Annotated in this window: 23 protein-coding genes; 20 read left to right on the plus strand and 3 right to left on the minus strand. The window is 29.0% G+C overall.

What is annotated here, in order from left to right; all coding sequences use genetic code 11:
* Positions 1-107 precede the first annotated feature (107 nt).
* From F3K33_RS12095 to F3K33_RS12130, 8 genes are all read left to right on the plus strand, one after another.
* Positions 108-2,060: a glycoside hydrolase family 127 protein gene (locus F3K33_RS12095; protein ID WP_039773883.1), complete on the plus strand. Its 1,953-nt coding sequence runs from the start codon at positions 108-110 to the stop codon at positions 2,058-2,060.
* Positions 2,061-2,171: 111 nt separating this feature from the next.
* Positions 2,172-3,344 carry a sn-glycerol-1-phosphate dehydrogenase gene (locus F3K33_RS12100; protein ID WP_023976138.1) on the plus strand — a complete coding sequence of 391 codons (1,173 nt, stop codon included), beginning with the start codon at positions 2,172-2,174 and terminating at the stop codon, positions 3,342-3,344.
* 4 nt (positions 3,345-3,348) lie between these two features.
* Positions 3,349-4,140, plus strand: a complete 792-nt coding sequence (locus F3K33_RS12105) for an HAD-IIA family hydrolase (RefSeq protein WP_017209295.1) — start codon at positions 3,349-3,351, stop codon at positions 4,138-4,140.
* 167 nt (positions 4,141-4,307) lie between these two features.
* Positions 4,308-4,910 carry an NUDIX hydrolase gene (locus F3K33_RS12110; protein ID WP_017209294.1) on the plus strand — a complete coding sequence of 201 codons (603 nt, stop codon included), beginning with the start codon at positions 4,308-4,310 and terminating at the stop codon, positions 4,908-4,910.
* A 702-nt stretch (positions 4,911-5,612) separates the two neighbouring features.
* Entirely contained in the window at positions 5,613-6,314 is a 702-nt protein-coding gene (rpiA, locus tag F3K33_RS12115; protein ID WP_039773882.1) for a ribose-5-phosphate isomerase RpiA, read from the plus strand.
* Between the two features lie 41 nt (positions 6,315-6,355).
* Positions 6,356-6,790: a GNAT family N-acetyltransferase gene (locus tag F3K33_RS12120; protein WP_039773881.1), complete on the plus strand. Its 435-nt coding sequence runs from the start codon at positions 6,356-6,358 to the stop codon at positions 6,788-6,790.
* A 35-nt stretch (positions 6,791-6,825) separates the two neighbouring features.
* The gene (locus F3K33_RS12125) at positions 6,826-7,683 is read left to right on the plus strand and encodes an AAA family ATPase (RefSeq protein ID WP_023976134.1); all 858 of its coding nucleotides are present in this window, start codon (positions 6,826-6,828) and stop codon (positions 7,681-7,683) included.
* A gap of 20 nt (positions 7,684-7,703) precedes the next feature.
* Positions 7,704-7,883 (plus strand): hypothetical protein, encoded by a 180-nt coding sequence (locus F3K33_RS12130; protein ID WP_023976133.1) that lies wholly within the window; start codon positions 7,704-7,706, stop codon positions 7,881-7,883.
* Between the two features lie 257 nt (positions 7,884-8,140).
* Here F3K33_RS12130 and F3K33_RS12135 read toward each other — a convergent pair whose 3' ends face one another.
* Complete coding sequence (locus F3K33_RS12135) at positions 8,141-8,506, minus strand: carboxymuconolactone decarboxylase family protein (RefSeq protein WP_023976132.1); 366 nt, start codon at positions 8,504-8,506, stop codon at positions 8,141-8,143.
* 79 nt (positions 8,507-8,585) lie between these two features.
* On the opposite strand from F3K33_RS12135, the gene F3K33_RS12140 reads away from it, so the two are divergent.
* Together F3K33_RS12140 and F3K33_RS12145 are read left to right on the plus strand one after the other, a co-directional pair.
* On the plus strand, positions 8,586-8,948 hold the full coding sequence (locus F3K33_RS12140; RefSeq protein WP_023976131.1) for a MerR family transcriptional regulator: 363 nt from the start codon (positions 8,586-8,588) through the stop codon (positions 8,946-8,948).
* 52 nt (positions 8,949-9,000) lie between these two features.
* Complete coding sequence (locus tag F3K33_RS12145) at positions 9,001-9,522, plus strand: HXXEE domain-containing protein (protein ID WP_023976130.1); 522 nt, start codon at positions 9,001-9,003, stop codon at positions 9,520-9,522.
* A gap of 37 nt (positions 9,523-9,559) precedes the next feature.
* On the opposite strand, the gene F3K33_RS26750 is transcribed toward F3K33_RS12145, so the two are convergent.
* Together F3K33_RS26750 and F3K33_RS26755 are read right to left on the minus strand one after the other, a co-directional pair.
* Positions 9,560-9,799 (minus strand): Lrp/AsnC family transcriptional regulator, encoded by a 240-nt coding sequence (locus tag F3K33_RS26750; protein ID WP_338032045.1) that lies wholly within the window; start codon positions 9,797-9,799, stop codon positions 9,560-9,562.
* A gap of 7 nt (positions 9,800-9,806) precedes the next feature.
* A complete protein-coding gene (locus tag F3K33_RS26755; RefSeq protein WP_243141331.1) occupies positions 9,807-9,959 on the minus strand; it encodes an Lrp/AsnC family transcriptional regulator in 153 nt (50 codons plus the stop codon).
* Positions 9,960-10,084: 125 nt separating this feature from the next.
* Here F3K33_RS26755 and F3K33_RS12155 point away from each other — a divergent pair, with 125 nt between their 5' ends.
* From F3K33_RS12155 to F3K33_RS12200, 10 genes are all read left to right on the plus strand, one after another.
* Positions 10,085-10,630 carry a cysteine hydrolase family protein gene (locus F3K33_RS12155; RefSeq protein WP_039773880.1) on the plus strand — a complete coding sequence of 182 codons (546 nt, stop codon included), beginning with the start codon at positions 10,085-10,087 and terminating at the stop codon, positions 10,628-10,630.
* Positions 10,631-11,109: 479 nt separating this feature from the next.
* Positions 11,110-12,090, plus strand: a complete 981-nt coding sequence (locus F3K33_RS12160) for a substrate-binding domain-containing protein (RefSeq protein WP_023976127.1) — start codon at positions 11,110-11,112, stop codon at positions 12,088-12,090.
* Positions 12,080-13,576 carry a sensor histidine kinase gene (locus F3K33_RS12165; protein WP_023976126.1) on the plus strand — a complete coding sequence of 499 codons (1,497 nt, stop codon included), beginning with the start codon at positions 12,080-12,082 and terminating at the stop codon, positions 13,574-13,576. The genes F3K33_RS12160 and F3K33_RS12165 overlap by 11 nt, the downstream gene beginning before the upstream one ends.
* The gene (locus F3K33_RS12170; RefSeq protein ID WP_023976125.1) at positions 13,554-14,894 is read left to right on the plus strand and encodes a response regulator; all 1,341 of its coding nucleotides are present in this window, start codon (positions 13,554-13,556) and stop codon (positions 14,892-14,894) included. The genes F3K33_RS12165 and F3K33_RS12170 overlap by 23 nt, the downstream gene beginning before the upstream one ends.
* 293 nt (positions 14,895-15,187) lie before the next feature.
* Positions 15,188-16,267, plus strand: coding sequence for a D-xylose ABC transporter substrate-binding protein (xylF, locus tag F3K33_RS12175; RefSeq protein ID WP_012058596.1), 1,080 nt, complete (start codon positions 15,188-15,190; stop codon positions 16,265-16,267).
* A 64-nt stretch (positions 16,268-16,331) separates the two neighbouring features.
* Positions 16,332-17,909: a xylose ABC transporter ATP-binding protein gene (locus F3K33_RS12180; protein WP_012058597.1), complete on the plus strand. Its 1,578-nt coding sequence runs from the start codon at positions 16,332-16,334 to the stop codon at positions 17,907-17,909.
* 1 nt (position 17,910) lies between these two features.
* Positions 17,911-19,080 carry a sugar ABC transporter permease gene (locus tag F3K33_RS12185; RefSeq protein ID WP_012058598.1) on the plus strand — a complete coding sequence of 390 codons (1,170 nt, stop codon included), beginning with the start codon at positions 17,911-17,913 and terminating at the stop codon, positions 19,078-19,080.
* Positions 19,081-19,617: 537 nt separating this feature from the next.
* The gene (gene xylA, locus F3K33_RS12190) at positions 19,618-20,943 is read left to right on the plus strand and encodes a xylose isomerase (protein ID WP_023976124.1); all 1,326 of its coding nucleotides are present in this window, start codon (positions 19,618-19,620) and stop codon (positions 20,941-20,943) included.
* Between the two features lie 459 nt (positions 20,944-21,402).
* The gene (gene xylB, locus F3K33_RS12195) at positions 21,403-22,905 is read left to right on the plus strand and encodes a xylulokinase (RefSeq protein ID WP_023976123.1); all 1,503 of its coding nucleotides are present in this window, start codon (positions 21,403-21,405) and stop codon (positions 22,903-22,905) included.
* 189 nt (positions 22,906-23,094) lie between these two features.
* Positions 23,095-24,243, plus strand: coding sequence for an ROK family transcriptional regulator (locus tag F3K33_RS12200; protein WP_012058601.1), 1,149 nt, complete (start codon positions 23,095-23,097; stop codon positions 24,241-24,243).
* Positions 24,244-24,351 lie beyond the last annotated feature (108 nt).

Genomic DNA, 24,351 nt, shown 5'->3' on the forward strand with positions numbered 1-24,351 from the left:
TCATATGCTTAAATAAGGGCATTTGTATTTTAGAGGAATGAATAAAATAGTTTTTGATAATTATAATAAATTAACCACCATAAAAATAAATTTAGGAGGAATTAATAATGAACTCAAATACCTTTAGTAAACATTTGCAAATAAATCGTATAAATGTAAAAGATAATTTTTGGAAGAAAATGATGGAGCTAGCAAGAACTCATGTGATTCCTTATCAATGGGAAGCATTGAATGATAGAATAGAAGGTGCGGAGCCAAGTTATTGTATGCAAAATTTTAAGATTGCAGCTGGGATGATGGAAGGTGAATTTAAAGGTTTTGTATTTCAAGATAGTGATTTTGCAAAATGGATAGAAGCTGTTGGATATTCTCTTATGTGGAATAAGGATGAAGGACTTGAAAAAATTGCAGATGGAGCAATTGATATTGTTTGTGCGGCACAGCAGCCAGATGGATACCTAGATACTTATTACATTATAAACGGATTAGATAAAAGATGGACAAACTTACGTGATAATCATGAATTGTATTGTTTAGGTCATTTGATTGAAGGGGCAGTAGCTTATTATGAGGCAACGGGAAAAGATAAGTTATTAAATGCAATCGTAAAATATGTAGACTATGTGGATACTATATTTGGGCCAGAAGATAGCAAATTGCATGGATATCCAGGTCATGAAGTAATTGAATTGGCTTTAATTAAACTCTACAAAATAAAAAAAGATAAAAAATATCTAAATTTAGTAAAATACTTTATAGATGAAAGAGGCAAATCACCATTATATTTTGAAGAAGAAGGGAAAAAGTATAATAATAAGTTCTGGTGGGAAGATAGTTACTTTAAATATCAATATTATCAAGCAGGTAAACCAGTAAAAGAGCAGGAAGTTGCAGAAGGGCATGCTGTAAGAGCTGTATATTTATATTCAGGAATGGCTGATGTAGCAAGAGAAACAAATGACGATGAGCTGCTAGAAGCTTGCAAGTGCTTATGGAGTAATATGACTAAAAAGCAAATGTATATAACAGGTGGAATCGGATCGTCACAATATGGAGAAGCATTTACTTATGATTATGATTTGCCTAATGATACTATTTATGCTGAAACTTGTGCATCTATTGGATTAGTTTTTTTTGCAAGAAGAATGCTTGAAATTGAATCTAAATCACAATATGCAGATATAATGGAGAAAGCCTTATACAACGGAATTATAAGCGGAATGTCAATTGATGGAACTAAGTTTTTCTATGTAAATCCATTAGAGGTAGTTCCAGAGGCTTCTGAAAAAGATCATTTGAGAGAACATGTAAAAGTTGAGCGTCAAAAATGGTTTGGGTGTGCATGCTGTCCTCCTAATCTAGCAAGACTTTTGACATCTATAGGAAGTTATGCATATACATTAAGAGATAATACAATATTTATGCATTTATACATGGGAGGAGAAATATCAGCTAATTTCTCTGGAAAGAGTGTATCATTTGATATTAAAACAAACTATCCATGGGAGGAGAGTATAGACATTAATTTAAACATGAAGGAAGAAGCTGGCTTTGAATTTGCATTAAGAATTCCTGAATGGTGTAGAAATTATGAAATAAAGGTTAATGAAGAAAAGATAAATTTCAGTATAATCGATGGGTATGCGTATATAAATAGAAAATGGAAAGATGCTGATAAAATTAACATTTTATTTAAGATGCCTGTAGAAATAGTTAGAGCAAATATAAATGTAAGGGAAGACATGGGAAAAGTTGCTGTAATGAGGGGACCAGTTGTTTATTGCTTAGAGGAAGAAGACAATGGACCTGATCTGCACAGAGTTTATTTAAAGAGTAATCCTAAATTTACTTATGAATATGACAAAGATTTCTTAGGTGGCGCAATAGTACTTGAAAGTGATGGACTAGTAGTTAAAGAGCAAGATTGTGATAAAGATAAGTTATATGTATATGACTCTAAAATTGAATTTAATGAAAAGAAGTTGAAATGGATTCCATATTATTTATGGGCGAACAGAACACCAGGAGAAATGATAGTGTGGGTAAGAAAATGTATTTAATTCAATAAAGCTTAAAATTAAGTAACTTGTACGCTGTTTATGCAGATGAATATAGTATATAATTTTAAATGAACCTAAAGCAAAAAGCATAAACGTAGGAGGTACTTAATTTTGAATGAAATTTTGACTAAAACAATAGAAGAAATGGCGGATATGGAATTTGACTGTGGCTGCGGCAAAAAACATAGAATAGACATAAAACATATCTATGTTGGAGAAAATGTATATAATAGAATTCTAGATGTCGCAAAAGAAATTTTACCAAAAGAAATCTTATTGGTCAGTGATAATAATACTTATAAAGCACTTGGCAAGTGTGTAGAAAATGAACTTACTGAATCAGGTTATAAGGTAAATAATATTATATTAGTTAGTGATGGAGATTTAATTCCAGATGAAAAAGCAATTGGACGAGTATTGGTTGAAGTAAATAATGAAACAGAGCTTATAGTTGCTGTGGGATCTGGAAGTATTAATGATATATGTAGAATAATAAGTGCAAAAATTCATATTCCTTATGTTATAATGGGAACAGCTCCATCAATGGATGGATATGCATCAACAGTATCACCTCTAATTATTGATGGAGCAAAGGTAACATATCCAGGGACTAATCCATATGCTATTATAGCTGATTCAAATATTATGAAAGATGCTCCATTTGAGATGATATGCGCTGGATTTGGTGATATACTAGGAAAATATACAGCACTTTCTGATTGGAGACTATCTAATACGATTTATAACGAATATTTTTGTGATACAACAGAAAAGCTAGTAAGGAATGCTATGTATAAATGTTTTGAAAATATAGAAGGAGCTGTTAAGAGAGATGTTAAAGCAATAGAATATATATCAGAAGCACTTATACTATCAGGAATAGCAATGACTCTTTCTGGAAATTCAAGACCGGCATCAGGAGCAGAACACCATCTTTCTCATTATTGGGAAATTGATAAGCTTTCAAGAAAACTAGAGCATCCTTTACATGGCAATTCAGTTGGAGTTGGCACAGTAATATCAGCATGGTTATATAAAAAACTTAATATTGAAGAAAGGTTTGGGATAGAGACTCCTGTGCCAGAAATAATAATAAATTTATTAAATTCTATTGGAGCTAAGTCTAATCCAAAGGCGTTAGGAATTGAAAAAGAATTATTTCATAGGAGTGTAATTCATGCCCTTGAAATCAGACCTAGATATACGATTTTGCAATATGCAAAAACTGAAAATATGTTAGAAGAATATGCAAATGAATTAACGAATTTATTTTACGGAGAATGATAATATGCTAAAAGATAAAAAATTATTTTTATTAGATATTGATGGTACAATAGCTTTAGATACAACATTAATCGATGGTACATTAGAATTTATGGATTATGTTTTAAGTATAGGTGGTAAATATATATTTATAACAAATAATTCAACAAAAAGTATAGAAGATTATATTATGAAGTTTGATGACTTTGGAATTAAAGTTGATAAAACAAGTTTTGTAACATCATCTTATGCAACCGCAATATATCTAAAAGAAGTATATAAAGATAAAAAAATATTTGTTCTTGGAACAAAATCATTTATTAAAGAACTAAAAAGATTTGAGCTTAATATTACAGAAGATAAAGATGAAGATATTGTTTGTGCAGTAGTAGGCTTTGATAATGAATTAAATTATAAAAAGATAGAGGATATATGTGAATTACTATCAACAAGAGATATTGATTATATAGCTACTAATCCAGATCTTGTTTGTCCGACTAGCTTTGGTTTTGTACCAGACTGTGGATCAATATGTGAAATGATTGAAAATGCAGTAAAAAGACAACCTTTATACATTGGAAAGCCTAATAAAACGATAGTGGAAATGTGTCTAGAACAAACTGGATTTACAAAGGAGCAAACTTTAGTTATAGGGGATAGATTATATACAGACATTGCCTGCGGTATTAATGGTGGTGTTGATACAGCTGTAGTGTTCACTGGAGAAGCAACAAAGGAAGATTTGAAAGATACAGAATTTAGACCAACATATAGCTTTAGTACAATCAAAGAGTTATATGAAAAGTTAGCTTTTTAATATACTTTTAGTAAGGCAAGGATTACAAGCTGTTAAGAATGAAATTCAAACTTTGTTTTTAGCAGCTTTTTTATAATGTTTAGAAGAATATAATTTTCATATCGCTAAGATAATGATTTTGATATAATATTTTTATAACATAACTAGATAGGAGGAGATTATAGGATATGAATTTAGAATATATTATGAATAAGTTAAAAGATGAGAAACCATATATTAATGGCTGGAAAAGAATGAGAAGGTCAGCTATAATTATTCCACTAGTTGAGATTGATAATGAAGTACATGTATTATTTGAAGTTAGGTCTAAAAAATTAAGGAGTCAGCCAGGAGATATATGTTTTCCGGGTGGGAAGATAGATGGAAATGAATCTCCTAAGGAAGCTGCACTTAGAGAAATATCCGAAGAACTTGGCGTAAAAAGCATTAATATAGTAAATGAATTAGATACTATAGTAAGGTATGATGGTATAATAATTCATCCGTATGTAGGAATTATTAAAGATCTTGATGAAATAAAGATAAGTGAAGATGAGGTTGATCATGTGTTTTATGTACCGTTATCCTATCTTTTAGATAATAAGCCTCGTGTATATAATAATAAAATAAATATTGAGAGAGATAAAGAATTTCCATATGATTTAATTGTTAATAGGGAAAACTATAAATTTAGAGAAGCTAATTATAGATCTTTATTTTATAAATATGAAACTTATAATATATGGGGAATCACAGCTGAGATGCTACAAGATTTTTTGGAGAATTTGTAACTAACCATAAAAAATGAATCATTTCTATCAATATCATAACAATTCCCATAAAAATTAGTTTTTTTAATCTAAACATTGCAGGAATAGCTATATTGCTTGGAAATATGTATAAAAAGGAATTAACAAAAGAAGTCTAGAGCTGAGAGTAAAATCTTGGCTCTTTTTTCATACCTAGAAATAGAATTAGGGGGGAAATAAGATTGGATTAAGTAGTAAGCTACAGACAAATACATTAATGGATTATAGAGAATTATAGGGGTTTAAGATGATAATTAAAAATTATATTATTGTACAGCATTAATATGGGGGAGGTTTAGTAAGGAGAAAAATTAAATATAAGTGGAATGAAAGTCGCGAGTATTATTAGATAGTGATAAATTTATTTATATTTAATGAAAATAATTGTAAGGAAATGATATAATTTACATAAAGCGAAACGAAATTATAATTTGTATGATAGGTTGGATTAACAATTTGTTGGTAAATGAAATTCTCTGATACCATGATTTAAACGATAAGAATATATGTGTAATATTTAAGTCAAAAGAATCAAAGCTATTTTACGGCAATATTTGCGAGTCGTGAATATTGAAAAATGTGTATTGGAAAAAATATTATATAAATGATATTCAAGAAAAAACAAATTTATACAGATAGAGAATTTAAAGTAGGAATAGAATTATAAAATCTTTGGAGGTAAGTATGGATCAAAAAAGAGTTGCAGGAGAAAAATCAACAGAATATATAAAAAATGGGATGATATTAGGATTGGGAACAGGTTCTACTGCTTATTACATGATTAAAAAAGTTGGAGAATTGATTAAAAATGGAATGGAGATAAAAGCTGTAGCAACATCAAAAAGTACTGAGAGTTTAGCAAGAGAACTTAAGATCCCTTTATTATCAATTGATGAAGTTGATAGGATCGATTTAGCAATTGATGGTGTAGACGAAATAGATAATGAATTTAATGCTATTAAAGGTGGAGGAGGAGCCTTATTTAGAGAAAAAATTGTGGCTAGTTTAGCTAATGAAGTTATATGGATTATGGATGAAAGTAAATTAGTTGATGGTATTGGGAAATTTCCTTTACCAGTTGAAATATTACCTTATGGATACAAACATGTAATTAAAGAATTACAGGATTATTCATTAAATCCCAAAATAAGAATGAAGGAAGAAGAGATTTTTGTAACTGATAATGGTAACTATATAGTTGATTTGCATATAGGAACGCCAATGAACATTAATGACGTTTATAATAAAGTTAATAGAATAACTGGAGTGATAGAAACAGGATTATTTATTAATATGTGTAATCGTATTATCATTGGAACAAGTAGTGGCACCAAGATTATTAATAATAGCAACAGTAAAAATGTGAAGATGGAGCAATTTAGATAGATATTATCTCATCTTAGAATGTATGCAGGGGGGATGAACACATGATAAGGGAAATAATAAATGAAGATTTTAATGGATTAATGCAATTATATATGCAACTTCATGGTGAATCTATGCCAGGAAAAACACCTGAAATAATGGAAATATGGAATAGAATTTTGGAAGATAAAGAACATCATATTATTATTGCAGAGGAAGAAGGAAAGATAGTGTCTTCATGTGTTTGTGTCATAATACCAAATTTGACACACAATCAACGACCATATGCATTTATTGAAAATGTAGTGACTGATAAACATTATAGAAAGAAAGGATTAGCAACAGCTTGCTTGAACTACGCGAAAGAAATAGCGCTTAAAGAGAAGTGTTATAAATTAATGTTATTAACTGGCTCCAAGAAAGAAAGTACGCTAAATTTCTATGAACAAGCAGGATATAATCAAAATGATAAAACTGCTTTTATACAATGGATATAATATAAATTGCAATTTATCTGAGAAGGAGAAAAAAGATGGTTTATTTGAATTATTTTACATTCCCTAATGAGGATATGGAATTTAACTTTTTCATGGGGGTAAAAAGAACCTGTTATGACTCGTTTTATCCATTTAAGGTATTGTCACAACATGGTCTTAGAAGGATTGATTTTGAACCAATTACTATTCTGTATGGAGGAAATGGTTCTGGAAAATCAACAGCGTTAAATGTTATAGCAGAAAAAATAGGAGTAAGCCGTGATTCTATCTATAATAAATCTAATTTTTTTCCTGATTATGTCAATATGTGTGATATATATGTTGAAACAGATATTCCTAAAAATAGTAAGATTATTACTAGTGATGATGTATTTGATTATATCCTAAATATTCGTAGTATAAATGAAGGAATTGACATAAAGAGAGAAAAGCTTTTTGAAGAATATTTGGAGTCCAAATATTCTCGATTCCAAATGAAGTCGATGGCAGATTATGAACAATTAAAAAAAGTAAATACTGCTAGGAGTAAAACACAATCAAAATTTGTGAGAAATAGATTAATGGATAATTTCAGAGAATATTCAAATGGAGAAAGCGCATTTATATATTTTACTGAAAAAATTGATGAGAATGGACTATATATATTGGATGAACCTGAAAATAGTCTTTCGCCAAAACGTCAAATGGAATTAATGAATTTTATTGAGGACTCCGCACGGTTTTTAAGATGTCAGTTTATTATATCAACGCACTCACCATTTATACTTGCTATGAAAGGCGCGAAAATATATGATCTCGATGAAAATCCTGTTGATGTAAAACGGTGGACAGAATTGGAAAATGTACGTACATATTATGACTTTTTCAAAATGCATGAAAAAGAGTTTAAATAATAAAAGATGGGAGTGTTAGAGTGAATAAAGAATTTTTAGAATCTGAAAGATTATTTTTGAAGCCCGTATCTTTTGATGTTAAGCATATCTTAACGAAAGCAGTTCCAATGGCAACTGAACGTATAAATTCATTAATGGAGATGGGCTATAAGCCAATTAACAAAAAATTCATTATATATGATGATTATTACTGTAGATAAATTTAATATTAAAAACAATATAAAGAATAATATAAAACTTATTTTTTTAGAATTTAGGCATAATCAAAAAATAAGAAGTCCATCTGCCAAGCCTATTTTTTACCATCCTGCGTCAGTAAATTACCCTAATAGAGACCTGCTATGAGACTAATTTGCTTCCTCGCCTGATGAGAAATAATCATAACATTTTGGACTTGCTATTTTCTTTAATATGCCTTAAAATTATAAAAATTCTGAGCTCTTAATTAATTATAAAATTAATTATTGAAAATCTCCTTTGCAACCGCTACAGCATTTAATACCTTTGGAAAGCCGACATATGGAATGCATTGTAAGAATACTTCTACTATTTCTTCTTTAGAGATCCCAACGTTTAATGCTCCATTAATATGAACTTTTAATTGGTTTTCGCACCCTCCTAGTGTAGTAAGAGCAGATAAAGTAACAAGTTCCCTTTGTTTTAAATCAAATGTTGGCCTTGTATAAATATCTCCAAAAGCAAATTCAATAATGTATTTTCCAAGGTCTGGAGCTATATCCTTAAGTGATTCTATTACAGCTGTTCCAGCGTTTCCATCAACCTCGTTAAGTTTATTTAGCCCTTTTTCATATCTATTTTCCATAATTGTAATACCTCCTACTTTTTGATAATATTATCATATATGCTGGAGTTAACTCCATGTCAAGAGGTAGGTGATTATTTTGAATTATTATATAGGAGAGTTTTCTGAAAAAATTGGTTTGAGCATTGATACACTAAGATATTATGAAAAGCTTGGTCTGATTTATCCTGAAAGAGATGAAGCTAACAAAAGAGTATATTCTGAAAAAGATATTGAGTGGCTAAAATTTATAATCCGATTAAAGGAAATAAATATGCCAATTAAGCAGATACAATACTATTCTAAATTGAGATATGATGGCGATGATACAATTAAGGAAAGATTAGAATTACTTGAAGAACAAATGGACAGGTTAAATATTGAAAAAAGAAAAATTGAAGAAAATATAATACACTTGGATAAAAAGATTAGTATATATAAGGAAATGATAGGTAAAAAATAACTAATGTCTGTTAATTTAATTTTTATAAAATATAATATATGGGAGGATTGAAATGAGCAATATGCAAGCAATTATATGGTTTTTTCCTATAGTATTTATTATCCATGATTTTGAAGAAATAATTTTTATACAATCATGGATAAATAAAAATAGGTATTATTTATCTGAAAAGTTTCCGAAGTTATCAAAAAAGTTATTTCCTCATTTCGATAATATTACAACAGCATCTTTTGCTTTTGGGGTAGCTGAAGAATTTATTTTAATTATCATAATTACTATTATTTCGTGCAAAACAAATTGGTTTAATTTATGGATTGGTCTATTTATTGCTTTTACTACACATTTAATAATACATTGTTTTCAAGCATTAATAATAAGAAAATATGTTCCAGCAATTGTTACAAGCATTATATTTTTGCCAATTTGTATTAATATTATTAAAAGTATAGCCAAAGTGTATACATCAAATATTATTATTTCATATTCTGTTTTGGGATTCATAATTATGTTAGTGAATTTATATATTGCTCACAAATGTATGGACTTATTTTCCAAACAGTTATTTAGGTATTAGAAATTTAAATTAACTATTACAACATATATAATAGTTATTACTTTATTGTTGAGGTAGATAAACTTAATCTGTAGGTACCATATTCCATGATTTTATCAAGTAATAAATTAATTTCATCCATATTAGAGCATATGACTTTAAGCAAATAGCAGCCATCTCCACTAATCCTATGTGCCTCAGTTATAATTGTATTTTCTTTAATAAATTTTGTTAATTTATCATGTTGTGTGGTTTTCATGAAAATAGTAATAAATGCAGTAATGTTTTTGCCCAGCATAGAATTATTAATGCATACAGTATACTGTGTTATTATACCTAAATCCTGAAGTCGTATAATTCTGAGGGGTTAGGTGTACATGCTCGCCAATTTCCTTAAGTGGTATTTTTGAATTAATCAATAGTATGTCTAAAATCTTCAAATCTATTTCATCAAACATAGAGCCTAAAATCCTTTCATTTTTAAAGAGAAACTAACGAATCTCTTTCACATTTCAACCTTAATTTAAGATACTATTAGTATAACAAATATAAGTAGATCAGCAAATGTAAAGGTGGAATGAAAATGAAAAAAGCATTGCTAGTAATTGATGTGCAAAATGAATATTTTACAGGTAAACTAAAAGTAACTTATCCTAATAATAGCTTTGATAATATATTGAAGGTAATGGATTATGCAAAAGAGAATAATATGATTGTTATAATTGTGCAGCATACAGCACTTTTTGGAGACACATTTATTAAGAATTCAAATGGATGGGAATTACAACCAATGATTCTTGAGAAATCGTACGACTATATTATCGAGAAAACTAAGCCAAGCAGTTTTTATGAAACAAATTTAGAAGAAATATTAAAAAAAGAAAATATAACTGAGATAGTTATTTCAGGATATATGACTCAAATGTGCTGTGACACGACAGCAAGGGAAGCTTTCCATAGAGGTTACCACGTTGATTTCTTGTCAGATGCTACAGGAACTATAGATGTAAATAATGAAGTGGGTTCTATAAGTAGTAAAGATCTTCATAAAGCTACTTTAATTGCTCAAAGTTTAAAATTTAGTAATGTAATAAGTACTATGGAATGGATTAAATTATCTAACATTTAATTTTGCATAGTACTTATATTATAAATAGAATATGAATTATATCTATAAATGATGCTAGGGTTAAAAGTAGCTTTCTTTGTTACTTTTAATCCTATTATTTTTATAACTAGAAAAATAAAGAAGTTTAGTTTTGAAAAATTCCTATATATTTGAGAATTATAGAAGGGTCAAAGTGCAGCAAATTAGATATTCGTAGCTATTTTAATCTCTTTAGTTAAAGGAGATTAAATTGTCTACACAAGATTACAAATATGAAAAGTGAGTAATAAAAGATTCGAAAATTTACTAAAGAAACTATTTTATAATTTTAATAAATGTTTATTTATGATATTGTTATTTTATCTCTTATGAAAAGCTATACAAAAATATATTGACTTAGAAAAAGAACAAATATAGAATAACATTATTAAAGGACATTTTAAAAGTGGTTTTATAATATTATTTATTTCATTAATTTTATTAAAAAGGAGATCTTAGTAATGAAATTCTTAAAGAGCGTTTTGGTCATTATACTTATTGCTCTTTTTTTAGGGAGTAATTTATATTTTATTAACTTATTAAGGGACAAGAAAGTAGAAAAGGAACCGATAAAACCTAAGATAGTGCTGATTTCTCATATAAAGACTAATCCATATTGGCTTGATATAAAAGCTGGCGCAGAAAGAGCTGCTAAAGAAAGAGGTGCAGTGGTTGAATTTTTAGGACCTACAACTGCAAGTACTGAAGATGGGCTAAAACTTTTTGATATGGCTACATCAGCAAAGGTGAGTGGTATAATAACATATGTACAAGAAGAAGGACAATATAAAAAGAAAATTAATAGCGCAATGGAGAAAGGTATTCCAGTAGTTACAATAGATTCAGATGAAGAAGATAGCAATAGAATAGCCTATGTTGGTACAGATAATGTTTTAGCTGGACAAGTTGCCGGAAAGGAAATGGTCAAGCAAATAGGAACGTCTGGAAATGTAGCAATAGTAATGGGAGGAAAAAACGTAAAGAATCAGAAAGAAAGGGTAGAAGGCTTTACAGAATATATAAAATCGAATTCTAACTTGAAAATTGTAGATACAGATTCATCGGATGCGATGCTTCTTGAGGCAGAAATCATAACAAGAAAAATATTAAATAGAAATGATAACATAAATGCTTTATTTTGTACCTCAGCTCTTGACGGAATAGGCGCTGCAAGAGCAGTAAAAGATTTAAATTATAAGGATAGGGTAAAAATTATATGTTTTGATGATTTGGATGATACTTTAAGCAATATTAGAAATGGACTAGTTTCAGCAACAATAGTGCAGAAAAGTAATGAAATGGGTTATAGGGCAGTTAATATTATTATGGACAAAATTGAAGGAAAATCAAATAAGTTTTCAAAATCACTAATCGATGTGAATGTAATTAATAATAGTAATATATGGAGCTATAAGCGAGGAGATGATAAAATTGAAAACTAAGAGTTTAAATAGTAAATTTATAATGTTTGTTATATGCTTAATTATTCCTATATGTATATGCAATATAATATCCCTAGCGATGAGCAAAAAAATCGAGGATGGGTATGTTAATATGCTTAACAATATGCTCATTACTAATGAAATTAAGCAGCATGTTGATAGCTCTTTAGATAATTTTAATCAATATATATTGAATGGAACCCCGAGTAAAAAAGAAAGTTATAATAATGAGGTGATTCTTGCAAAACAAAAAATTGGTAAGCTTAAGAAAAATTCTGATGATGTAAATCAATATATTTTGAGAGATTTAGATAATACTGTAGATTCTTATATAGAAAGTTCTAAAAATACAATATCTGCGTATGAAAATAAGGAGGGATACATTTTTTACTATGATGATTTTGTAGCAGCCAAGAATATTGCATCATATTGTGATGCATATGCATCTACTTTAATGCAAAATTTTCTAGAGGCTAATAGTATAGCATATAAAGAACTAAATAGAAATAGCAGCGTAATATATATAGGACTAGCTACATATCTTATATTAATTTTAGCTTTATGTGTAGTTTATGCATTAACATTTATAAGACATATATCTAAGGGCTTAAAGGGTATGGTTGAAATATCAAACAAAGTATCAAAAGGTCAATTTGAATATTATGAAGGTAACAAAACCGACATTTATGAGTTAGATATTTTAACAAAAACATTTAATACCATGATTACAGATATAAAAAATCTTATTAGCTCCCTTAATGGGAAGATCGTATTAGAAAAAAAATTAAAAGAGGAGGAGATGAAAAATCTAAAATATGAGAATGCTTTAAAAGAATTTGATTTAAAGGTATTACAGTCTCAAATAAACCCACATTTCTTATTTAATACTCTAAATTGTATAAACGCGACAGCAATAATGGAAAATGCGATAACTACAAGTAAATTAATTAAATCAGTATCTAATATTTTAAGATATTCTTTAAGAAGTATGAGTACAAATGCACTATTAGAAGATGAAATAAAGATTGTAAAGGATTATATTTATATTCAGGAGTGCAGGTTTGATGATAGGGTAAAATTTAATCTAAGTACAAATATGGATATGAAAAAAGTTAAAGTTCCTGGAATGACAATACAACCATTAGTAGAAAATGCATTTATACATGGGATTGAAGGGAAAGAAGATGGTGGATATATAAATATATATATTGATGAGGAAAATGGTGAGTGTAATGTTTTAATTGAAGATAATGGTGTTGGCATTTCTAAAGAAGTTTTGGATAAGATTAATAATTATAATTATGATGCAAAACATACAGGGCATACAACAGGCCTTGGAATAAATATAGTAGAAAAGAGGCTTAGATATTTATATAACAAGAAAAATATGTTTAAAGTAGAAAGTGAAGAAGGCAAAGGGACTAAAGTTTATTTGAAAATACCTATAATGGGGGATGAGAATAATGATGAAAATATTAATTGCTGATGATGAAAAGTATGATAGGGAGACCGTTAAACATATAATAAAAGAGAATTTTTTAGGAGAGTTAGAAATATACGAAGCTAAAAATGGGAGAGAAGCAATTGAACTATCTGAAAGTATCAGACCAGATATAGTTATTATTGATATAAAAATGCCAGGAATTGATGGAATACAGGCATTGAAAGAAATGACAGCAACTTTACCAAATTTATATAGCATAATTTTGACAGCATACGATTATTTTGATTTTGCATTAGAAGCTGTAAAAATAAATGTGAAAGAATATCTTCTAAAACCGTTTACTAAGGAAGAGATTATAGAAAAAATTGCTGTGGGAATTAAATGGGTGAAAAAAGAACAGGAGAAAAGAAAAAGTGAAATTAAAGATAAAGAGAAAATATATACTTTATTGCCTGTGCTTGAAAATCAATTAAGTGATCTAATAATTAATGATAAACTTAAAGGCGTTGATTATGGAATGTATCTGCAATGTTTAGATATGAGTTTTATGAATAGCTATGCAATGGTTATTTCAATAAAAGACAAATATGCTTATAAAGATATTAGTAGGGTTGAAAGAGATCAAATTAGGATTAAGATAGGAGAATATGTTAAAGAATATATAAACAGAAGATATAAATGCATAGGAAATTATGTATTTTATGAAGAATTAACGTATTTTATACAAATAGATAATGAGGAAACTGAAGATTTTAAAAGTTTAGAAATTGACCTTGCATTTAATTTGAGAAGAGAAATAAAAAAGAGATTTAATATTTCAATAAGAGCAGGTCTTGGAGAAATATTTGATTCAGTAGAGCAAATTGTGGAATCTTATAGACAAGCTATGAAGTGTTTAGTATACAACTCAGACAATGTAAATATTATTTATATTGATGATATAGAAGGAAAATTGATGAATGATAGTTTTTCAGTCGGGATATCAGGGGATACAAAGTTAGGTAAAAATAAAAATTCAAATAAAATAAAGATGAAACTATTTGAAAGTGTAAAACAATTTATTAGAGAAAATATTGAAACAGAATTAGAACTAGAGAAGGTAGCAAGCAATTTTGGATTAAGTGTCTATTATTTTAGTAGGACATTTAAAGAAGTAACCGGCATTAATTTTTCGGAATATGTGAATAAATGCAGAATAGATGTTGCAAAGGAATTACTTTCAACTGGAGAAATGAATGTGAAAGAGGTTTGCTACAAAGTAGGATACAATGATCCTAATTATTTCAGCAAAGTATTTAAGAAATATGAAGGTGTCAGTCCTGCAAATTTTAAAGGAAATATGGAAGAAAAGATTTTTTAAAATCAATTAGCGAAAGATATGTTACTTATTATTCAGGAATTTTTTAATTTATAAAAAGCAATATATTACTAACAACATATCACAACAATAAAAAAGTCCAGACTATTTCTTATATTTAGATATTAGTCTGGATTTTCTTTATGTTTTGAATTATTTACTAGTAAAAATTTGCTGTAAAAAGATAGCAATATAAGATTATAAATTAGCAAACCAGTCTATTTGAAACGTTTACTATAACGGATATAATTAAAACTGTAAAAGAGATCTATAATTAAAAAAAAGGGGAGAAAAAGATGAAATCTAAAAAAATGATTAAATTATTAGGTTTGGCACTAAGTGGGGTACTAATATTTTCAGCATTGACAGGATGTGGAGCTAAAAAAGATGCACAAACATCTAGCAATGGAAATAAGAAAATAAAAATTGGTGTAAGTATGGACGACCTAAGACTTGAAAGATGGCAGCATGATAAGGAAATCTTTGAAGAAGAAGCTAAGAAACTTGGAGCAGATGTTGTTTTCCAATCTGCAAATGGGGATGATCCAACACAAATGTCACAAGCTGAGAATCTTATATCTCAAGGGGTAGATGTCTTAGTTGTAATACCACATAACGGTGAATCAATAGCACCAATTGTAGAAGAAGCTCACCAAAATAAAATAAAAGTATTGGCTTATGATAGATTGATTACAAATAGTGACTTAGATTACTATGTATCTTTTGATAATGTAAAGGTTGGAGAATTACAAGCTAAAGCTATCGTGGATAAAACTCCAAAAGGAAATTATTTCATGATGGGAGGATCTCCAACAGACAATAATGCAAAATTATTTAGACAAGGACAAATGAACATAATAAAACCTTATGTAGATAAGGGCGATATAAAACTAGTAGGGGATCAATGGGTAAAAGATTGGTCAGCAGAGGAAGCATTAAAGATAATGGAAAATGCTTTGACAGCAAATAATAATAAACTTGATGCTGTAGTTGCATCAAATGATAGTACAGCAGGTGGTGCTATTCAAGCATTACAAGCACAAAGCTTAGCAGGAAAAATTACAATCTCTGGACAAGATGCAGATTTAGCTGGTTGCCAAAGAGTTGTTGAAGGAACTCAAACAATGACAATATACAAACCTATAAAAGATATTGCTGCAAAAGCAGCTGAAATGGCTGTAAAGATGGCTAAGGGTGAAGATGTTGAAACAGGCGGTACTGTAACTAACAATGGTAAAAAAGATGTACCTTCAGTATTACTTACTCCAATAGCAGTTACAGCAGATAACATGAAAGATACTGTAATTAAAGATGGTTTCCAAAAGTTTGATGATGTATATAAAAATGTACCAGAAGACAAAAGACCAAGCAAATAAATAAGAATATTGGAGTCTGAAGATATTGTGTCAGACTCCAATATAGAAAGGAGATAAGCATTTCATGAGTGAGTATATTTTAGAAATGAGAGATATAGTCAAAGAATTCTTTGGAGTAAAGGCATTAGATGGAGTAACTTTAAAAGTTAAAAAAGGAGAAATCCATGCTCTTTGTGGTGAAAATGGAGCTGGAAAATCCACACTGATGAAAGTTTTGAGCGGAGAGCATCCTGCTGGGTCTTACTCTGGAAAAATAATTTTTGAAGGAAAAGAATTAAGCCAAACAAGTATAAAAGATTCTGAAAGTGTTGGTATTGCAATTATTCATCAGGAATTAGCACTTATAAAACAATTATCTATAGCAGAAAATATTTTTTTAGGAAATGAAATTGGCGCACGTGGACTAGTAAATTTTAGTGAACAGTTAAATAAGACAAATGAATTATTAAATAGGGTTAAGCTGAATGTTAATCCGCTTACTAGAGCGGGGGATCTTGGAATTGGACATCAGCAATTAGTTGAAATTGCAAAAGCTCTATCTAAAAATGCAAAACTATTGATTCTTGACGAACCTTCTGCCTCTTTAAGCGAAGGTGAAGTAGAAGTGTTAATGGGAATATTAGATGATTTAAGAAGAGATGGAGTAACATGTATTTATATTTCTCACAAACTTAATGAGGTTACAAGAATATGTGACAATGTTACTGTAATTAGAGATGGCTCAACAATAGGACAAGTTCCTATTAGTGAGATAGATCAAGATAAGCTAGTACAAATGATGGTTGGAAGAGAAATGAAAAATCTATTCCCTAGAGAAGAACATAAAATAGGTGAAGAATTTTTTGAGATAAAGAATTTTAACGTTTTAGATCCATTTAATAAGAACATAAAAAGAGTAAAAAATGCGAGTTTTACCTTAAGACGTGGGGAGATACTTGGAATTTCAGGCTTAGTAGGTTCAGGTAGAACAGAAATGGTGGCAAGCATATATGGAAGTTTCCAAGGTCAAAAGAGCGGTGAAGTATATTTTGAGGGTAAAAAAATTGACATAAAAAATCCAAATGATGCTTTAAGCAAAGGAATAGCTATGGTTCCAGAAGATAGAAAAAAAGATGGAATAATTGCGGGTATGAGTGTAGCTAAAAATATGACAATGAGTAATTTAGTGAAATATAAAAGGCCATTAAACGTAATAGATAAAGATAAGGAAATGATGGATGTTTTAAAATTTATTGATGAAATAAAAATAAAGACTGCATCAACTGAATTAGCAATAAAAAATCTAAGTGGTGGAAATCAACAAAAAGTAATACTAGCAAAAAATCTTCTTGCTGAACCTAAAATATTAATATTAGATGAACCTACTAGAGGAATTGATGTTGGAGCTAAGTATGAAATTTATAAGTTAATATTTAAGCTAGCTAAACAAGGAATATCTATAATAATGGTTTCATCAGAACTTCCAGAAGTACTTGGAATTAGTGATAGGGTTCTAGTAATGAATGAAGGGGAAATAAAGGCAAGTCTTGAGAATAATGGGTTAACTCAGGAGATGATCATGAATTATTCTGTAGGAAAGAAAAATGAAGAAGTTAGTGAGAGTTATAGCGAAGAAACTAAAACTTCTGTAGGAGGAATATAAGATGCAATTAAGTAAAAGTACAAGTTCAGAAAAAGAAAAGAAATTAGGTTTAGGGGTTATATTTAAATCTAAGATGGCAGCAATATTAATAGCAACAGCAGCAATATGGGTTTTGTTCACGTTTTTAACAGATGGAAATTTTTTGACAACAAGAAATTTATCAAATTTATTTAGACAAATGTCAATTACTGGTGTACTTGCAATAGGCATGGTTTTTGTAATCATTTTAGGTGAAATAGATCTTTCAGCAGGATCAACTTTAGGTTTACTTGGAGGAATTGCAGCAATATTAAATGTTTGGTTTGGTTTTTCAGCTATCCCAACAGTGGTAATAACATTAATACTTGGAGTTATTATGGGAGCTTGGAATGGATATTGGATAGCATTTAGAAATGTGCCATCATTTATAGTTACTTTAGCAAGTATGCTTGTTTTTAGAGGTGTATTAATAGGAATTACAGGTGGTAATACTGTTGCACCATTAACAGCAGATTTCAAAGCTATAGGACAAGCGTATTTACCAACAGTTGTAGGTTATATATTAGTAGTGCTAGCAATTGTAGGTTCAGCATATTTAATATTAGGAAATAGAAAGAATAAGATTAAATATAATATTGAAGTTAGACCAATGGCTTTAGATGTACTTACAATAGTAGGAATTGGAGTTATATCATTAGTTCTAGTGTTAATTCTTAATGACTATCAAGGATTTCCTATACCAGTTTTCATTATGTTACTTTTAGCTTTAATATTAGCATTTGTAGGAACAAAGACTATATTTGGTAGAAGAATATATGGAATTGGTGGAAATAGAGATGCAGCAAGATTATCTGGTATAAACGTAAAAAAACATATTATTGTTATATATTCAGTACTTGGATTACTTTGCGCAGTTGCTGGAATATTACTTACATCAAGATTAAATGCAGGATCAGTTTCAGCTGGTCAAAATGCAGAAATGGATGCAATTGCATCATGTGTTATCGGAGGAGCAAGTTTAGCAGGTGGTAGTGGTACAGTTGCTGGAGCATTAGTTGGTGCACTTGTAATGGCTAGTATAGATAACGGTATGAGTATGATGAATACTCCAACATTCTGGCAATACATCGTTAAAGGTTTAATATTACTAATAGCAGTATGGATGGATATATCATCTAAAAACAAGAAATAATTCTTTGAAAATGATTATATAATCTTAATTAAAACTTTATATAAATTAGTGACGAAAAATCATTTGAATAACAGCAGGCTATAATTAATATTGTCTGCTGTTATCTGTATATACGGTATATTAATTCTATATTTTGTTTAACATAAAAAGGTATGAAACGGACATAATTATAATGAATTATTTTATTAAAAAATAACATAAAAATGTACTCAGAAAACTATTGACTATATAAAAAAAAGAAAGTATTATAAGCTTATAAAACAACATTTAAAAAGTTATTTCAAAATATATTTTAAGTAGTGAATATCAAAAGAATAAGTACTTTGACTTACTTTAATAATTATTTTGATTAAAGCTTGTTATACAAAATAAAATTCAGAATATTCATTAAAATCAAACAAATTTGATTTATATATAAGGGCTAGTTATTACTAACGTTGGCTTTTATAAATAGATAGATAAATGGCTTAATAAGTTATTACGCTATTTACTAGAAAAAATTTATATTTAATATAGTAAAAATGAGGAGGGTATCATATGAGAGAATACTTTGAAAATGTTTCGAAAATAAATTACGAGGGGGCAAATTCTAAAAATCCATATTCATTTAAATATTATAATCCAGACGAAATTATTGGGGATAAAGCAATGAAAGAACATTTAAGATTTGCCTTATCTTATTGGCACACATTAACAGCTACAGGAGCAGATCCATTTGGTGTTGGGACTATGATTCGTCCATGGGACAGCGAAACTAATGAAATGGATTTAGCTAAAGCAAGAATGGAAGCAGCATTTGAATTAATGGATAAGCTAAACATAGAATATTTCTGCTTCCATGATAGAGATATAGCACCAGAAGGAAAAACATTACAAGAAACTAATAAAAATTTAGATGAAATAGTTGCGTTGTGTAAAAGTTTAATGAAAAAGTATAATAAAAAACTTTTATGGGGAACAGCTAACTGTTTTACTAATCCAAGGTATGTTCATGGTGCAGGTACTAGCTGTAATGCGGATGTATTTGCTTATGCAGCAGCACAAATTAAAAAAGCAATTGAAATAACAAAGGAGCTAGATGGAGAAAACTATGTTTTTTGGGGTGGACGTGAAGGATATGAAACTCTATTAAATACAGATATGGGCTTAGAATTAGATAACTTTGCTAGATTACTTCAAATGGCTGTTGATTATGCTAAAGAAATAGGATTTACAGGACAATTTTTAATAGAGCCAAAGCCAAAGGAACCAACAAAGCACCAATATGATTTTGATACAGCAACAGTTTTAGGATTCCTTAAAAATTATAACCTTGATAAGTATTTTAAAGTTAACATTGAAGCAAATCATGCTACTTTGGCACAACACACATTCCAACATGAACTTCATTTTGCAAGAATCAATAATTTCTTAGGCAGCATAGATGCTAATCAAGGAGATCCGTTACTTGGATGGGATACAGATCAGTTCCCAACAAATATATATGATGCTACATTAGCTATGTATGAAATCCTTAAAAATGGAGGGATTGCACCAGGTGGTGTTAACTTTGATTCTAAAGTTAGAAGGGCATCATTTGAAAAAGAAGATTTATTCTTAGCTTATATAGCAGGAATGGATACATTTGCTAAAGGATTGAGAGTTGCTTATAAACTTTTAGAAAATGGTGATTTGGAAGACTTTATAAAAGAAAAATATTCAAGCTTTACACAAGGAATAGGTAAAGAAATTGTTGAAGGAAAAGTTGGCTTTAAAGAATTAGAAGCATATGCGTTAAACAATAACCCTATAATAAATAAATCTGGAAGACAAGAGTTGTTAGAATCTATAGTTAATCAATATATATTTGAGGATCATAAATAAATAATATATCATATAGATTTATTCATCTCACCAAAATAAGAAGCATGCTTTTATTCCGACTTGTACGGGATTTTATGGATGATTCTAAGATTAGAAGTTGTATCCAAAGGCTAGCCTTAAAGGTAAGCTCTATGTAAATACATTTGAAAAAACTTCTAACTTGTAAATTTATAGTTAAAAGAACTTCTTGTAATATTTTTTAGTATTATTATTGCAAGAAGTTCCTTTTTATTTGAGACTCTATTTGACTAGATATTTTATAATAAGTGTAACTTTCTAAATACAAAAATAACTAGTAAAATAAAAAATGAAAATGTATTCAAAAAACTATTGACCGCGATGAAAAAGGGAAGTATAATAAACTTATTAAAATACATTTAAAAAGTTATTTAAAAAAATGAGTAAAAAGTTTGTAATTATGTTAATTTAGAAAAGATATATAACTTAGGAGGTTTATTAATGAGATATTTATTAGGATTGGATATTGGAACATCAGGAACAAAGACAGCTCTTTTTGATGAAAATGGAACTACAATAAAAACTGCAACTTATGGATATGATTTATTCCAACCACAGGTAGGATGGGCAGAACAAGATCCAGAAGATTGGTGGCAGGCATGTGTAAAGGGAATAAAAGATGTTATTGAAAAAAGTGGTGTACAAGCTTCTGATATTAAAGGTATTGGATTAAGTGGCCAAATGCATGGGCTTGTTATGGTAGATAAAGATCTTAATGTAATTAGAAATTCTATAATCTGGTGTGATCAAAGAACAGAAAAAGAATGTGATTACATGACAGAAGTAATCGGAAAAGAAAGACTAATTAAGATCACTGGTAATCCTGCATTAACTGGATTTACTCTTTCAAAATTATTGTGGGTTAGAAATAATGAACCAGAAAACTATAATAAAATTTACAAAATACTTCTTCCAAAAGATTATATTAGACTTAAATTGACTAATGTTTTTGCAACAGAAGTTTCAGATGCTAGTGGTATGCAAATGTTAGATATAAATACTAGAAACTGGAGCGAAGAATTACTTAATGAGTTAAATATAGATAAAAACATATTAGCAGATGTTTATGAATCAGTAGTTGTTAGTGGAAAAGTTACAGAGGAAGTTGCAAAATTAACAAACTTAGCAGTAGATACACCAGTTGTTGGCGGTGCTGGAGACCAAGCAGCAGGAGCAATAGGAAATGGAATAGTAAGAGAAGGAATAATATCAACAACAATAGGTACTTCAGGAGTAGTATTTGCGGCAACTGATACACCTAGATTTGATAAAGAAGGAAGAGTTCATACTTTGTGTCATGCAGTACCAGGTAAGTGGCATATAATGGGTGTTACTCAAGGAGCTGGTCTATCATTGAACTGGTTTAAAAGAACATTCTGCGCTAAAGAAGTTGAAGAAAGCGAGAAATTAGGAAGAGATATCTATGATTTATTAACTGAAAAAGCAGCAAAATCAAAACCTGGTTCTAATGGAATTGTTTACTTACCATATCTTATGGGAGAAAGAACACCTCATATAGACCCTAATGTAAAAGGTGCATTTTTAGGAGTATCACTAATAAATAACCATGATGATTTTGTACGTAGTATATTAGAAGGTGTTAGCTTTAGTTTGAAAAACTGCCTTGATTTAATCGAAGACATGAATGTAAACATTGATGAAATAAGAGTAAGTGGCGGTGGAGCAGAAAGTGCTGTATGGAGACAAATATTAGCTGATATTTTCCAATATTCATTAACTACAGTTAAAGCATCTGAAGGTGGTGCGCTTGGAGTTGCAATACTAGCAGGGGTTGGAGCAGGAATCTATGATTCTGTAGAAGATGCTTGTGATAGAATCGTAAAAGGAAACAAGAAAGTTTCTCCAAATGAAGAATTAAAAGAAGTATACTCAAAAGTATATGAAACATATAATTCAGCTTATCCAAGAATAAAAGATATTTAAATATATTAAAGATATAAATCAATCATCTTAGTTAAGTAATTGTATAATTAATTAAGGGTGTGTAGTAGTATCGAATTTTAGCAAAAAAATCATATAGTTTTTTAAATACTTTAACAAAAATAATAATAGTGATATTATTTAAGAAAAAGCTACTATTACTGATAATAGTCGAGAGGAGTATTTTAAAGTTTGATAGAAGTAAATCACAGTAAAATAAAAGAAACTAACAGAAAAAAGATAATAGCATTATTATTAAAGAAAAATGAGATCACCAAATTAGATATATCTAGAATATTAGATATAAGTATAACAACAGTTTCTACAAATATTACAGAATTGAAAAGCGAAGGTATTGTAGAAGATGTAAGATCGTTGGAATCTACAGGAGGAAGAAAAGCAATTGCTATTAAATTGAATGAAAACTGTAGATATTCAATTGGAGTAGCACTAACACCGAATCATATAAAGATATCATTAGTAAATATAAAGAAAAAAGTTATTGAAAGTATGCGAGTTAGACATAATAGTGATGGAATAGAGAACATAATAAATTTACTTAATGAAAATATAGATTTGTTAATGAAGAAATATAATTTATGCTCTGCAAATTTATTAGGAATAGGGATTTCATTACCTGGAACCGTAGATTTTAAAGAAGGCATAATAAAGTATTCATATTTGTTAGGCGCCAAAGATTTTAATTTAAAGGAAAAGTTCGAATACTTAGACATTCCAGTATATGTAGATAATGAAGCAAATTTATCTGCTTACTACGAGTTTTTAAATAAAAGAGATATACTAAGAAATCTATTATATGTATCAATAACAGAAGGTTTAGGCCTCGGTATAATAATAAATGGAAAAATTTACAGAGGTGACAATAACTCATCAGGAGAATTAGGTCATACTAAGATAGCAATTGATGGAAAAAAATGTAAGTGTGGAGCTAGAGGCTGTTTAGAAGCATACACATCTATGAATTCTCTGATTGATAGTTATAATGAAGCTAATAGTTCAAATATTAGTGATATTGATGAATTTGAAGAAAGATATAATCAAAATGACAAAGATGCTCATGATGTATTAAATGATTATTTAAAAACATTGTCTTTAGGTCTATCGAATTTGGTTATGATATTTGATCCTAGCAGCATAGTAATAGGTGGAGATATAAATAATTTACTTAATGATAAGATAGATATGCTAAAAAAAGAGGTTTATAAAGATAACTTATTTACAAATGAAAATAATTGCAGTATAAGTATTGCAAGTTTTAAAGAATCTTATCTACTAGGAGCTGCTATGATGCCTATAGAAGAATTCTTAGAAATTAAATAATGGAGTGGTGAAAGCTGCTCTATTAATTTAAAAACTTATTAAATAAATTTTTAAAATATATTTTTAAAGTTATGTAAGCATAGCTATATTAAGGGGAGTCTTAATCTT

It is taken from the genome of Clostridium beijerinckii, from assembly GCF_008705175.1.
Taxonomy (GTDB): domain Bacteria; phylum Bacillota; class Clostridia; order Clostridiales; family Clostridiaceae; genus Clostridium; species Clostridium beijerinckii.

Excerpts from the sequence above, each read along its gene's own strand:
- F3K33_RS12095 (WP_039773883.1), top strand. The coding sequence starts at position 108 with ATGAACTCAAATACCTTTAGTAAACATTTGCAAATAAATCGTATAAAT.
- F3K33_RS12105 (WP_017209295.1), top strand. The coding sequence starts at position 3,349 with ATGCTAAAAGATAAAAAATTATTTTTATTAGATATTGATGGTACAATA.
- F3K33_RS12110 (WP_017209294.1), top strand. The coding sequence starts at position 4,308 with ATGAATTTAGAATATATTATGAATAAGTTAAAAGATGAGAAACCATAT.
- rpiA (WP_039773882.1), top strand. The coding sequence starts at position 5,613 with ATGGATCAAAAAAGAGTTGCAGGAGAAAAATCAACAGAATATATAAAA.
- F3K33_RS12120 (WP_039773881.1), top strand. The coding sequence starts at position 6,356 with ATGATAAGGGAAATAATAAATGAAGATTTTAATGGATTAATGCAATTA.
- F3K33_RS12125 (WP_023976134.1), top strand. The coding sequence starts at position 6,826 with ATGGTTTATTTGAATTATTTTACATTCCCTAATGAGGATATGGAATTT.
- F3K33_RS12135 (WP_023976132.1), bottom strand. The coding sequence starts at position 8,506 with ATGGAAAATAGATATGAAAAAGGGCTAAATAAACTTAACGAGGTTGAT.
- F3K33_RS12145 (WP_023976130.1), top strand. The coding sequence starts at position 9,001 with ATGAGCAATATGCAAGCAATTATATGGTTTTTTCCTATAGTATTTATT.
- F3K33_RS26750 (WP_338032045.1), bottom strand. The coding sequence starts at position 9,799 with ATGCTGGGCAAAAACATTACTGCATTTATTACTATTTTCATGAAAACC.
- F3K33_RS26755 (WP_243141331.1), bottom strand. The coding sequence starts at position 9,959 with ATGTTTGATGAAATAGATTTGAAGATTTTAGACATACTATTGATTAAT.
- F3K33_RS12155 (WP_039773880.1), top strand. The coding sequence starts at position 10,085 with ATGAAAAAAGCATTGCTAGTAATTGATGTGCAAAATGAATATTTTACA.
- F3K33_RS12160 (WP_023976127.1), top strand. The coding sequence starts at position 11,110 with ATGAAATTCTTAAAGAGCGTTTTGGTCATTATACTTATTGCTCTTTTT.
- F3K33_RS12170 (WP_023976125.1), top strand. The coding sequence starts at position 13,554 with ATGATGAAAATATTAATTGCTGATGATGAAAAGTATGATAGGGAGACC.
- xylF (WP_012058596.1), top strand. The coding sequence starts at position 15,188 with ATGAAATCTAAAAAAATGATTAAATTATTAGGTTTGGCACTAAGTGGG.
- F3K33_RS12180 (WP_012058597.1), top strand. The coding sequence starts at position 16,332 with ATGAGTGAGTATATTTTAGAAATGAGAGATATAGTCAAAGAATTCTTT.
- F3K33_RS12185 (WP_012058598.1), top strand. The coding sequence starts at position 17,911 with ATGCAATTAAGTAAAAGTACAAGTTCAGAAAAAGAAAAGAAATTAGGT.
- xylA (WP_023976124.1), top strand. The coding sequence starts at position 19,618 with ATGAGAGAATACTTTGAAAATGTTTCGAAAATAAATTACGAGGGGGCA.
- xylB (WP_023976123.1), top strand. The coding sequence starts at position 21,403 with ATGAGATATTTATTAGGATTGGATATTGGAACATCAGGAACAAAGACA.